Origin of the sequence: uncultured Winogradskyella sp., assembly GCF_947501905.1 — a bacterium.
Classification (GTDB): domain Bacteria; phylum Bacteroidota; class Bacteroidia; order Flavobacteriales; family Flavobacteriaceae; genus Winogradskyella.
On record NZ_CANMXL010000003.1, the window covers coordinates 486,074 to 499,812 of the forward strand.

General features: G+C 32.3%; 11 protein-coding genes. 1 reads left to right on the forward strand and 10 read right to left on the reverse strand.

Going from position 1 to position 13,739, the window contains the following annotated elements; translation table 11 throughout:
- Positions 1-63: 63 nt before the first annotated feature.
- Together asnS and Q0770_RS09090 are read right to left on the reverse strand one after the other, a co-directional pair.
- Positions 64-1,494: an asparagine--tRNA ligase gene (gene asnS, locus Q0770_RS09085; protein ID WP_299116174.1), complete on the reverse strand. Its 1,431-nt coding sequence runs from the start codon at positions 1,492-1,494 to the stop codon at positions 64-66.
- An 18-nt stretch (positions 1,495-1,512) separates the two neighbouring features.
- The gene (locus Q0770_RS09090) at positions 1,513-3,915 is read right to left on the reverse strand and encodes an RND family transporter (RefSeq protein ID WP_299116176.1); all 2,403 of its coding nucleotides are present in this window, start codon (positions 3,913-3,915) and stop codon (positions 1,513-1,515) included.
- A 198-nt stretch (positions 3,916-4,113) separates the two neighbouring features.
- Here Q0770_RS09090 and Q0770_RS09095 point away from each other — a divergent pair, with 198 nt between their 5' ends.
- Positions 4,114-6,621, forward strand: a complete 2,508-nt coding sequence (locus Q0770_RS09095) for a hypothetical protein (protein WP_299116178.1) — start codon at positions 4,114-4,116, stop codon at positions 6,619-6,621.
- Here the strand turns inward: Q0770_RS09095 and Q0770_RS09100 are convergent.
- The 8 genes from Q0770_RS09100 to Q0770_RS09135 form a co-directional block, all read right to left on the reverse strand.
- Complete coding sequence (locus Q0770_RS09100; protein WP_299116180.1) at positions 6,605-7,891, reverse strand: hypothetical protein; 1,287 nt, start codon at positions 7,889-7,891, stop codon at positions 6,605-6,607. The two genes, Q0770_RS09095 and Q0770_RS09100, sit on opposite strands and share 17 nt — an antisense overlap.
- Before the next feature lie 55 nt (positions 7,892-7,946).
- Positions 7,947-8,501 carry a ribosome recycling factor gene (gene frr / locus Q0770_RS09105; RefSeq protein ID WP_299116182.1) on the reverse strand — a complete coding sequence of 185 codons (555 nt, stop codon included), beginning with the start codon at positions 8,499-8,501 and terminating at the stop codon, positions 7,947-7,949.
- 44 nt (positions 8,502-8,545) lie between these two features.
- Complete coding sequence (gene pyrH, locus Q0770_RS09110) at positions 8,546-9,253, reverse strand: UMP kinase (RefSeq protein WP_299116184.1); 708 nt, start codon at positions 9,251-9,253, stop codon at positions 8,546-8,548.
- Positions 9,254-9,408: 155 nt separating this feature from the next.
- Positions 9,409-10,383, reverse strand: coding sequence for a translation elongation factor Ts (gene tsf / locus Q0770_RS09115; protein ID WP_299116185.1), 975 nt, complete (start codon positions 10,381-10,383; stop codon positions 9,409-9,411).
- An 86-nt stretch (positions 10,384-10,469) separates the two neighbouring features.
- A complete protein-coding gene (rpsB, locus tag Q0770_RS09120) occupies positions 10,470-11,252 on the reverse strand; it encodes a 30S ribosomal protein S2 (protein ID WP_299116186.1) in 783 nt (260 codons plus the stop codon).
- Positions 11,253-11,463: 211 nt separating this feature from the next.
- On the reverse strand, positions 11,464-11,850 hold the full coding sequence (gene rpsI, locus Q0770_RS09125) for a 30S ribosomal protein S9 (protein ID WP_299116187.1): 387 nt from the start codon (positions 11,848-11,850) through the stop codon (positions 11,464-11,466).
- Positions 11,850-12,305, reverse strand: coding sequence for a 50S ribosomal protein L13 (rplM, locus tag Q0770_RS09130; protein ID WP_188372906.1), 456 nt, complete (start codon positions 12,303-12,305; stop codon positions 11,850-11,852). Before rplM ends, rpsI begins: the two co-directional genes overlap by 1 nt.
- 184 nt (positions 12,306-12,489) lie before the next feature.
- Positions 12,490-13,707, reverse strand: a complete 1,218-nt coding sequence (locus tag Q0770_RS09135) for a carboxypeptidase-like regulatory domain-containing protein (protein ID WP_299116188.1) — start codon at positions 13,705-13,707, stop codon at positions 12,490-12,492.
- Positions 13,708-13,739: the final 32 nt, after the last annotated feature.

Consider the following 13,739-nt stretch of genomic DNA (forward strand, 5'->3'; position numbering starts at 1 on the left):
ATTTAGTTAAAAATAAAAAAACAATCTAAAACTATACCGTTATTAGATTGTTTTCTGAAAATTTTAAAACTCTGCATTTTGAGGTGTCCTAGGATAAGGAATAACGTCTCTAATATTACCCATTCCAGTAGCAAACATAACTAACCGCTCAAAACCTAATCCAAAACCAGAATGCACTGCTGTTCCGTATTTGCGTAAGTCTAAATACCACCATAATTCTTCTTCTGGGATATCTAATGCAGCCATTTTTTCTTTTAAAATGTCTAAACGTTCTTCACGCTGTGAACCGCCAATAATTTCGCCTATACCAGGAAAAAGTACATCCATAGCTCTTACCGTTTTTTCATCATCATTCAAGCGCATGTAGAAGGCTTTAATATTCGCAGGATAATCAAATAAAATTACTGGGCATTTAAAGTGTTTTTCTACCAAGAATCGCTCGTGCTCCGATTGTAAATCTGCACCCCATTCATTAATCAAATATTTAAATTTCTTTTTCTTATTTGGCTTTGAATTTCTAAGAATATCTATAGCTTCAGTGTAGCTTACACGTTTAAAGTTATTATCAGTAACAAACTTTAGTTTTTCTATCAAACGCATCTCGCTTCGCTCTGCTTGAGGTTTAGATTTTTCTTCATTAAATAATCGCTCATCTAAGAATTTTAAATCTTCTTGATTTTGTTCTAAAAGATAACTAATCACAGATTTAATGAAGTCTTCTGCTAAGTCCATATTACCAGCTAAATCCATAAAAGCAACTTCTGGTTCAATCATCCAGAACTCTGCTAAATGACGTGATGTATTAGAGTTCTCTGCTCTAAAAGTTGGTCCAAATGTATAAACTTTACCAAGAGACATGGCATAAGTTTCAGCTTCTAATTGTCCTGAAACAGTTAGGTTTGCTTCTTTTCCAAAGAAATCTTGTTTAAAATCTACTTCTCCATTTTCATTAAGTGGAGGATTTTTTGCGTCTAAGGTGGTTATTCTAAACATTTCTCCAGCACCCTCAGCATCACTTCCTGTAATCATAGGCGTATGCATATTGTAAAATCCATTTTCTGTAAAATACTTGTGGACTGCAAAAGATAGTGTAGACTTTATACGCATAACAGCACTAAATGTATTTGTGCGCGTACGTAAATGTGCATTTTCGCGTAAAAACTCGAAGGAGTGTTTTTTAGGTTGAATAGGATAAGTCTCTGCATCAGAATCTCCTAAAACTTCAATCGTTGATACAACGATTTCAACCTTTTGACCTTTACCTTGACTCTCTACTAATTCTCCATTAATATGTAAAGCAGCACCTGTAGTTATTCTTTTTAAAAGTTCTTCATCAAAATTTTCAAAATCAACAACACACTGAATATTATTTATTGTAGAACCATCGTTAAGGGCAATAAATCGATTAGCTCTAAACGTTCTAACCCAACCTTTGACACTCACTTGTTGTAATGTAACATCTTGAGTTAATAATTCTGATACAGTTTTAGTCATTTTATATTCTTTTTTAATCTATTCTATGTCATCTTCGATATCATCTTCATCTTTAGGAATAATATTTATCGAAGGTTCTTTTAATACTTCTTTATTTGCAATGCTTCGTTCTAATGAAAGTAATAGTGATGGCAATAATAATAAATTTGATAACATGGCAAATAGTAATGTTGCAGAAACTAATCCGCCTAAAGCTACTGTGCCTCCAAAACTTGAAATTGTAAACACCGAAAATCCGAAAAATAACACAATTGAGGTATAGAACATACTCACGCCGGTTTCTCTTAAAGCAGCATAAACGGATTTACGTATTTTCCAATGATTTGCTTGTAGCTCTTGCCTGTATTTTGCTAAGAAATGTATTGTGTCATCTACAGAAATACCAAAAGCGATACTAAATACTAAAATAGTCGATGGTTTTATAGGAACGCCCAAATAACCCATTAGTCCTGCAGTGACTAATAATGGTAATAAGTTTGGTATTAGAGACACTACAATCATTCTTATAGACCTAAACATATAAGCCATAAAAATGGAGATTAATATTATAGCTAATGTAAGAGATATAACAAGATTTCTTACGAGATACTTAGTTCCTTTTTGAAAAACTAATGCTTTTCCTGTCATGGTAACTTGGTAACGTTCTTTTGGAAAAACTTTGTTTATTTTATTCTGAAGGTCTTCTTCAATACGTTCCATTTTATCAGTTCCAATATCTTTCATAAAGGTTGTGATACGTGCGTATTGTCCTGTGCTATCTACAAAGTTTTTAAGTAAATCGACATCTGAAGAAGACTTTTTTACATAAGAACTAATAAATAAGTTTTCTTGACTTGTTGGCAACTGATAGTATTTAGGGTTACCATTTGTATAAGCCTGCTTTGCGTACTTTACTAAGCTAACTACAGAAATTGGCTTTGAGAGTTCAGGGATTTCTTCAATCAGCTCTTCAAGTTGATTCATTCTTTTTATGGTGGTCAATTTCATGACACCTTTTTTACGCTTGGTGTCTACCATAATTTCTAATGGCATAATGCCATTAAACTCAGATTCAAAGAAACGGATATCACTAAAAAACTCTGTGTTTTTTGGCATATCTTCAATTAAACTACCGGATATAATAATCTTATTTATACCCAAAAGACTTGCAATTAATAAAATTAATGCTGTAACGTATATAGTAATTTTCTTATGCTTTACCATCCGTTCCATCCAATCGACAAAACCATTTATCCAGCGTTTGTTTAAATGCTCTAAGTGACGAGGTTTAGGATAAGGTAGAAATGTATATAGAATAGGTATAATTAAAAGGCAAAGGATAAAAATGGCTAGAATACTCAAAGATGCTACAATACCAAACTCTTTTAAAAGTTGACTTTCAGTAAGAATAAAAGTTGCAAAACCAGATGCCGTAGTAACATTTGTCATTAAGGTGGCGTTACCAACTTTTGTAATTACGCGTTGAAGTGATTTTACTTTATTACCATGTAATTTTACTTCGTGTTGGTACTTATTAATTAAGAAAATACAATTAGGGATGCCAATGACAATAATCAATGGAGGAATAAGTGCTGTCAGCACTGTAATTTCATAATTTAATAGACCAAGAATGCCAAAGGTCCACATAACGCCAATACAGACAACAATCAATGATATAAATGTAGCCCTAAATGACCTAAAAAATAGAAAGAAAATTAATGAGGTTACTGCTAATGCAGCTCCAATAAAAAGGCTTATTTCATCAACAATGTTTTGAGAGTTTAAAGTACGTATATAGGGCATTCCAGAAATACGTACATCTAGATTTGTGTTTGCTTCGAATTCGCTTATTTTGTTTTTAAGAGTTTCGATTACAAAGTCCTTCCTTGTTGAGGTGTTTACAATATCTTTTTTAAGATATATCGCAGTACGAATGGTTTTAGATTCTTTATTGAATAAAAAATTATCGTAAAAAGGATACTTTTTAAAAAGCTCATCTTGTAATGTTTCAATTTGCTTTATTGAAGTAATAGAATCTTTAATAAAAGGTTCTAAATCAAACTTTTCTTCTTTTGTGTTTTTAACTAATTTTTGTAAATCTTTTATAGAAACAACAGTTTCAACCTCTTCAAAACTTTTAAAATCTTCAGAAAGACGATTCCAAGCATTAAGTTTTTCAACAGAAAAAAGTGTTGAGTCTTTAACGCCAAAAACAATGAGATTGCCTTCTTCTCCAAAAACATCAAGGAAATTATTGTAAGTAAGGTTGACCTCGTGTTCATCAGGCAATAAGTTAGCTTCAGTGTACGTAAAGCGCATGTGCTTCCATTGCATACTAAAAAATATAGTATACAAAATTACTGTGATGAGAATAGCAATTTTATTGCGCAAAATTAATCGTGCAACAGTTTCCCAAAAACCAGTTGTTAAAAGTTTAAACATGCATTTGTAAATGAGCGTCAAAGGTAGAAAAAACGCGGATAATCTTAGTTAAAATTGCAGTTTATTAATAGCGTTTAATTAGTTAAATATTTCTTGACAAGAATTAATTTTTAACAATACCTTATAAAATTTAGATTACACAAATGCTTAACTTATTATTTCACTAAATTATAAATTGTTATATCTAATTTATACAATATGAATTTTAGATTTTTAATGTTGATTTTGTTCTGTGCTAGCCAGTTATCCTTTGCTCAAAATAAGAAGGACTATAAACAAACTGCATTGGCAGAGAAAATATATCTTCAATTAGACAATAAAATTTATACAGCAGATAAAACAATTTGGTTCAAAGCGATTATAGCTAATGCGGCTACTCATAGTACAGAACTTTCAAGTGGCGTTTTATATGTTGATTTGATAAACCCTAAAAATAAAATCATTGAATCTAAAATTATTAAAGTAAGAGAAGGTATTGCTAAAGGATATTTTGATTTGGATAGAAGCTACATAAATGGAATATATCAGATAAGAGCTTACACAGAATGGAATAAGAATTTTGATGGTGATTTTGAAACAAAAAAAACAATTAGAGTTATCTCTGTAAACAACGATAAAGCTGAAAAGCTTCAAACAGAGATAACCAATACAGCAGTAGATTCTAAGATTAAAAGCGATTCAATAATTCTAAATTTTTTCCCAGAAGGAGGAAAGTTAATTGCTAATCTCGAAAATAAAGTAGGATTTAAAGCTACAGATATTAATGGCAAAAGTATTAGTGTAGAGGGTGAAATAATTAATAAAAATGGTAAAACTATTACCACGTTTAAAAGTAACAGATTAGGTTTAGGCAGTTTCAACATACCAAATGTTTTGGCCTCAGAAATATATAAGGCTAAACTCTATAATGATAAAAATATTAGCTTATATAGATTGCCTAAAATTTATGAGAACGGTTATTTACTTTCTGCATCAGCTCGCAAAGATTTCATCGTGGCAACTGTAAATCACAATAAAGATTTAACTTCAAAAATAAAACTCTCAGTGGCACTTAGAGGTAAAATATATTATGAAAAGGAAGTTTCTTTAATTGATGGACGATATATCTTCACATTACCAAAAACCTTATTTCCTGAAGGTGTTTTAGAGATTACTCTCCGAAATCGGTTTTCTGTGCCTGTTGCAGAACGACTTTTTTTTAATAAACGTAAATCTTATCGCTTAAATATAGACGCTGTAATTATCAATAATAATCTTTCTATACGTGATGAGGTACTCATTAGATTAAAGGCAAAAAATCATAAAGACTCAATCGTCCAAGCAAACAGTTCGGTACTAGTTTTAGATAAAAATTTATATGGCCAATTTGAGACTAAAAGAGAAAATATTTTAACCTATTTTTTGCTAAGTTCGGATATAAAAGGAAATATCGAAGAAGCTTCAGCGTACTTTAAAGACAGCACAGATTTAAATATAGATGACTTAATGCTTACCCAAGGTTGGAGAAATTACAAATATATAGCAAAATCAAAAAAACTTAAACATCTTATGGAGAGCGGATTGCAAATCAAAGGTGTAATTAACAAGAAAAACAAAAAAGCTAAGCTCAATAGTCTTGATATTCTACTAATGACATTTGGTGATGATTCCTCAGTTTACACTGGAAAAGTCGATGTGCCAAGTAGTTTTAATTTCCATATTGGAGATTTATATGGCGGAGAGCGGAAATTGATTTTGAAACCTTCTGGAGTTTCAGAAAAGGAGAGTCGTAATTATAAGATAAGCCTTATAAAAAAGCCGGAGCTAAAGCCAAATTTTGTAGTAAATGAAACTAAAAATTCTTTTGAGAAAAAGGATAGTTTAATTGATACTATAGCTAAGATAAATACTATTAATAAACGTATTATTAACAAATATTATACAGATGTAACAGGTGTTAATCAACTAGATGAAGTTATTGTCGATGCATATAAAATGACTCCAAAAAGAAAAGAGATGTTTGAAAAATACGGTAAGCCTGACGTTGTAATTGATGGAAAAGACATAAATGCAAAAACAAACAAGTACTCAAGAGGCCTTTATAGTAATTTGATTGGTTTTCATGATAAGGTTTTTATAAGAAAAGATTCTGATAGAAATTATTATGCCGAAACTACCAATGGCGGTAAAGGGCATGTAAATATGGTTTTAGTGGATGGCATAGCCGTTATTCAGGATAACTATTTATTAATTCAAAGAATAAATCCTAAAGAAGTAACAAGTTTCGAAATTATAGACAACCCTTCTAGGGCAAGACAATTGTATGCAACTATTTATGGAACATATCCTTATGGAGACTTTCAAGCAAGTATTATTTCAATATATACAAAACAAGGTAAAGGACTTTTTGGAGCCTTAGACACAAAGGCTGACTTAAATGTTCAGAATGTAAATGTGTTTTCAATTGAGAAAGAATTTTACGTTTCAGACTATACAAATAATACAGCGAGAAATTTTCCAGAACCAGACTTTCGTTCGACTATTTATTGGAATCCTAGTGTTGTTAATAAAATAGGGCAACCTTTAAACATAAGCTATAGCCATTCTGATGATGTAGGGGAATTTCTCGTCGTTATTGAATCTATTACTAAAGACGGAAAGTTAGGTTATAAAACTTTAGAGTATAAAGTCACAGAACCCCATGATTATACTAAAGAGAAATATTAAAGGTAAACTTAAATGCAAAATTGTCTGCCAGAGAAGGTAAATGGTAACCACCATAACGGTAGGCAAAACTAAGTCCAAAACCGAATAAAAGCTTGTTGATTTCAAATCCAGACTCAGAATATAACTTGTCTAGAGTGCCAAAATTTATACCTTGATGTTGGCCTATACTTTTCATGTTTCCTAGAGCATATCTTGAGATTAAGACCAATTGAGGTTTCCAACGACTCGAAATTTTAAAAGGCTTGAGGTAATGTTTAAATTGAAATGTAGCAAAACGGTCACTAAAAAACTCATTAAAAAACATGGTTTCAAAACTGTTTAAGCCAGCCACAGAAAAGCGTTGCAAAACTGTTTCTTTTCTAATATTATTGGGATAAGCATGATACAAATGTGTCAGAGGAGTTTCACCTGAAGCTAATCCAGCAACTAATGTTAATCGTGTTAGTGATTCATTACCATAATCTATTTGGTGAATAGTTCTGAAATCTATTTTTGTAAAATTAAAATCACTATTAAAAACATTAGAAGCACTTTGAGTTAGTTGAGCTGTGAATTTTGGATATCCATCTACGGTTTCTTCGATTTGACTATCAATAAACTCATATTTGCTAAACGGACTCCATTGCAAGCTTAATTTTGCTGTACTTAGATTAAAGGAGTTAAAAACTTTACCGTTATTTACAAAACTATAGTTGTAAGTAGGATTAACTCTACTAACTGCAAATTGAGTTTCTGACAAAAGATTTTTCGACACTTTATGTTGTAGTGAAACAGATTTGGTAATATGTCGATGAAACAAATCAATATTTAAAAGGCGAGGCTCAAAGAAAGAAAAAAAGCGTTTATCTGTTAAAAATTTTGAACTGCCTGTTTCTTGTAAATCGTCAGTATAAGTAAAGTTAACCCAAGTATCCGTTTTTTCATTAAGTCTTAATCCCCCACCAATACTATACTTGTAACGCTCGTCCCTAAAACCATATACTAGATAGCCGTTTACACGAAACTTATCAGAAAATTTCTCACTAGTGACACCACCAAGACCAGTTCTAAAGCCTTCAAACTGATTGTATTTTACTAAATATCTAAGGTCAAAATTAAAATACTTGGTAGGGAAATAGCCCAAACCAATATTTTCTAAAAAGACTCTTTTTTTTAAAGAGTCTTCAGTTTTTTTATTCGCTTGTTTTTCGGAATCTTTATTAGATTCAATTTGTGCAAAAGCATAAGAGGACATGCATAGTAAAATTACAGCAAGAGAACGCTTTAGCATCAATCAGATAGTTTGTAGTTAATGGATTAAAATAAAAGAGGGATGATGTAATTAATTACACCGTCATAATCTCTTTTTCTTTAGCACTAAGTATTTGGTCTACTGTACTAACGTGTTTATCTGTAAGTTCTTGTACGTCAATCTCAGCATTTTTTTGCAAATCTTCTGATACGTCAGTTTTTTTGATGTCGTTATTAGCTTCCTTACGAGCGTTACGTATAGCAACCTTTGCATCTTCAGCTTCAGCTTTGGCTTGCTTTGCTAAATCTCTACGACGTTCTTCAGTTAATGGCGGGACATTGATAATAATATTTTCGCCATTATTCATAGGGTTAAATCCAAGATTAGCTATCATTATACCACGTTCAATCTCTTGAAGCATTGATTTTTCCCAAGGTTGTACGGTAATGGTACGCCCATCAGGTGTATTGACATTAGCAACTTGGTTTAAAGGTGTTTGAGAACCATAATAGTCTACCATGACACTACCCAACATAGAAGGGCTGGCTTTACCTGCTCTAATGTTTACCAATTGTTTTTCTAGATGCTTTAATGCACCTTCCATAGCTTCTTTTGCTGTGTCTATAATAAATTGAATCTCTTCGTTCATGTTATTAAATTTTAATGAAACGTTATCAAAATTTGAGCCAAACGTTATAAGTTAACTTTAGTACCAATATTTTCGCCAGATACTACTTTTAATAAATTACCTTTTTTGTTCATATCAAAAACGATTATTGGGAGTTCGTTTTCTTGACTTAATGTAAATGCTGTAGTGTCCATAACTTTTAAGCCTTTTCGTAGTACATCTTCAAAAGTAATATGGTCAAATTTAATGGCATTACTATCTTTCTCTGGGTCTACATTGTATATGCCGTCGACGCGAGTACCTTTTAAAATTACATCTGCTTCAATTTCTATGGCACGTAAAACTGCTGCAGAATCTGTTGTAAAATATGGATTTCCTGTTCCGCCACCAAAAATCACAACACGACCTTTTTCTAGATGACGCATTGCTTTGCGGCGAATAAAAGGCTCTGCCACCTCATTAATTTTTATAGCTGTTTGCAAACGTGTTGGTATACCAGCATCTTCTAAAGCGCCTTGTAAAGCTAAACCGTTAATAACCGTAGCTAACATACCCATATGATCTCCTTGTACACGATCCATACCATTACTTGCACCTGCAACGCCTCTAAAGATATTTCCGCCACCAATAACAATAGCAACTTCAACACCTTGGTCCGTTATGGTTTTGATATCATGTGCATATTCCGAAAGACGCTCTGGATCTATACCATATTGTCTATTGCCCATTAAGGCTTCGCCAGAGAGTTTGAGTAGTATTCTTTTAAATTTCATTGGATGTTTTGAAAGTTAGGCAAAGCTAAACAATTATTGCTAGGTTTAAAAGTGAAATGTATTTCGTGGATTGTATTATAATTTTGAGCGTGTCACTCATAAAAAAAGCCTTCAGAATTCTGAAGGCTTTTTTTGTATATATAATAGAATATTAATTATCCTACTGTAGCACGCTTAAATCCTGTTACTTCTACGTTACCGTAAGTAGCTACATATTGTGCAACAGTTTTCTTTTCGTCTTTAATAAAAGCTTGGTCTAATAAACACTGCTCGTTATCTAACGTTGTGTTATCAGAGATAAAACGCTCCATCTTACCTGGTAAAATGCGATCCCAGATTTGTTCTGGTTTACCTTCAGCTTTTAGTTCTGCTTTTGCATCTTCTTCAGCTTGTGCTAATACTTCAGGAGTTAATTGAGACATAGAGATGTATTTTGGCACATTCTTTAAAGTCTTACCTAAACGTCCTAATTCGATATTATCTTTTTCGATAACAGCGATACGAGCTTCAGTTTCTGAAGCTACATAAGCTGGGTCAAAATCTTTGTAAGATAATGTAGTTGCACCCATTGAGGCAACTTGCATAGCAACATCTTTACCTAAAGTTTCGATGTTATCCACAACAGCAGAGAAACCAACTATTGCAGCAATTTTGTTAATGTGAACGTAAGAGCCTACATAAGCAGCTTCTATAACTTCAAATGCATTGATGTCTAATTTTTCACCAATTACACCAGTTTGTTCAACTAATTTTTCTGCAACAGTCATTCCGCCAAAATCAGCAGCTAAGAAATCTTCTTTGTTGCTGTAGTTTAAAGCGATATCTCCAAAGTCACTTGCTAACTTTAAAAAGTTTTCGTTTTTACCAACAAAATCAGTTTCACAACCTAATACAAGAGCAATGCCTTTTGTGTTGTCTGCGTTAATTTTTGCAACAGCTGCACCTTCAGAAGAATCTCTGTCCGCTCTTTTTGCTGCAACTTTTTGACCTTTTTTACGTAAAACTTCGATTGCTTTGTCAAAATCACCACCAGCTTCAACTAGTGCTTTTTTACAATCCATCATACCAGCACCAGTAGCTTTTCTAAGCTTGTTTACTTCTGCTGCTGAAATTTTTACTGTGTTTTCCATAGTATATTAAAATTTGAAAAAGTCGCTTAACTATTTTCTGATTTGAAAAGAATTAAACGACTCTTAAATATTGTATAATTCTTTATTTATTCTTCTTCTTGAGCTGCAACCGGAGCTGCTTTTTTAGCTTCGGCTTTTGGTGCTGGAGCTGCTGCTTTATCTTCTTTTTCTGTACGCTCAGCTTTTCTTTCGTTTAAACCGTCTGCTACTGCAGAAGTCACGATAGATAAAACTTTATCGATAGACTTAGAAGCATCATCATTTGCAGGAATTAAATAATCTACCTGACGTGGGTCAGAGTTAGTATCTACCATTGCAAAGATTGGGATATTTAATTTTTGAGCTTCTTTAATAGCAATATGCTCACGCTTAATATCTACGACGAATAAAGCACCTGGTAAACGCGTCATGTCTGAGATAGAACCTAAGTTTTTCTCTAATTTAGCACGTTGACGGTCTACTTGTAAACGTTCTTTTTTAGATAAAGAGTTGAATGTTCCGTCTTTCTTCATTCTGTCAATTGCAGCCATTTTCTTAACAGCTTTTCTGATAGTTACGAAGTTAGTTAACATTCCACCAGGCCATCTTTCAGTAATGTATGGTTGGTTTACAGCACCTGCTTTGTCAGCTACGATGTCTTTAGCTTGTTTTTTTGTAGCTACGAATAAGATTTTCTTACCAGAAGCAGCTATTTTTTTCATTGCTTCTGCAGTTTCTGTAATCTTAGCTGCAGTTTTGTAAAGGTTGATAATATGGATGCCATTACGCTCCATATAGATGTAAGGTGCCATGTTTGGATCCCACTTACGTGTAAGGTGACCGAAGTGTACACCTGCCTCAAGTAATTCTTTTACTTCTACTTTTTCCATTTTGTAATAGTTTACGTTCTGTTGAATTAGCAATGATTAAGTGGTCGCTTTTGCTTGCCTTAACCATTTAGATGCTAAACTAAATCCTGATGTTACCATCATGGACAACAATAACTGGTTTAATTTTTTGTCGAAATATTCGACGATTTCAATAAAATAAAATAATTCAGAATCTGAATTAACAGACTCTGAATTAAGTGTTGTTTGGATATTAACGTTTCGAGAATTGGAATTTCTTACGCGCTTTCTTCTGACCGAATTTCTTACGCTCTACCATTCTTGGATCTCTAGTTAATAGACCTTCTGGCTTTAATACTAGTCTGTTTTCAGGATCAAGCTCGCACATAGCTCGAGATAATCCTAAACGTATTGCTTCTGCCTGGCCGGTGATACCACCTCCATATACGTTAACAGTAATATCAAAGTTGCCATCATTGTTAGTCAAGGCTAAAGGTTGGTTTACTTTATACTGCAATGTTGCAGTAGTAAAATAATCCGCCATGTCTTTTTTGTTCACCGTGATGTTACCTTTTCCTTTGGCAACGTACACACGAGCAACAGCCGTCTTTCTACGGCCAATTTTGTGAATTACTTCCATTAGTTAATTTCGTTTAAATTAATTGCTTTTGGCTTCTGCGCTTCGTGAGCGTGCTCAGTACCAGAAACAACTGTTAAGTTTCTAAAAAGAACTGCACCTAATTTATTTTTAGGTAACATTCCTTTTACTGACTTTTCTACTAATCTGCTTGGATCTTTCTCAAACATCTCAGTAGCTGTCAGGCTTCTTTGTCCACCTGGATAACCTGTGTGACGGATGTAACTTTTATCTGTCCACTTGTTACCAGTTAAGTTGATTTTTTCTGCATTAACAACAATTACATTGTCACCGCAATCAACGTGTGGCGTAAAATTAGGTTTGTGCTTACCTCTTAAAAGTATTGCTACTCTTGAAGCTAAGCGACCTAAAGTTTGTCCTTCAGCATCAACTAAAACCCACTCCTTATTAACGGTAGCTTTGTTAGCTGAAACTGTTTTGTAGCTTAATGTATCCACACTAATTTGATTTATGTTGTACCACTATGATACAATTGATTAAACATTCCTCTTCCGAAAAAGAGTTTGCAAATTTACGATAACTTATTGGATTGGCAAACCCTAGCTAATGTTTTTTTAAGCTGAAAATCAATGGGTTTAATTTAGCTTGTGTTTTGGATATACATTTAAGTTTATAAAATTTCTAATCAATAGAGATTTCCTGTAAATACTTTTCTATTTCACTTATTGCTTTTGTCTGTTTTGGAGCATTATATGTTGACCAAAATTTCGCATTATATGCTTTTGATTGATTTTCAAGACTCATCCCAATATTCATATTTTGCTGAAAAGGATAGCCTTTAATATTATCCACTACTATATTATTAATAAATAGCTCTTTTTTTGGGTTTTTTACAAACAGTAGTTTACTAGGATTGTCTATGTCATATATTTCCCAAGTATCTTCTTCCTTTTGATATTTTAAGTACATCTTGTTGTTATACTCTTGATAATCAAAGACGACATTATAATATACTTGCTCTTGGCCATTAGATAATCTCCTTTTCCAGGATTTTCCATTATGTATAGTCCTAGTAAGTTCAATTCTTACAAAGGCAAAAGACTCAGTATCTATATATAAGATTGCATTTTGAAAAGGGGCATCTACTCCTGTAATTTTATAAACAAATTTATTATTGTATAGCAAAACATCTTCTAAATTGTACTTCCATCCATTTCTACCTTTTATTGGACCATAATCAAAACGAATAAAATTATCTTCAATCAAATCTATAATTGAATTTTTTCTCTCCCATTGTTTATTCCATGGATTTTTTTTAGAGATATAGTTATTTCTTATCTCAACCAATTCTACAGTTGGCTCAATTTCTTTATTATAAGCTTGATTATAAAATTTTGCAGCACATTCTAGGTATTCAACATAGTTGTCATCTTCTTTTTGAAGATCTCTTACAAAACCTTCAAGAATATAAGGTTCTTTAGGGTAGTTTTTATCAATCTCTTTATATGCTTTTTTTACAATTTGCTTAGCGGTTAGCTTTTTCTTTTTTGTTGAAGTGATAATGACTTCATCTAGATTATTAATTTTAGAGCTAAGGAATATAATTTCATTATCTATAAAACTTTCAATTGTCTTTTCTACAGAACTATAACCCAGACTAGATATTACAATAACGTTAGACTTGTCAATATTTGAAATATGAAAAATAAAATTTCCTTCCTCATTTGATGTTGTTCCTATAGCTTGCCCTTTAAGATATATAGATGCAAATGGAATAGGGTTATTATTCTCTTTGTCTAAAATTTGACCAGTAATAGTTATATCTGTGTTTTGTGCAGAAATTGGTATTGAAAATAATAATAAAAAAAAAGAAATATAGGTTTTAAAAAGAGCAGTCATATTAAATTGACGAGTTAAGTATTTTTTTGTTA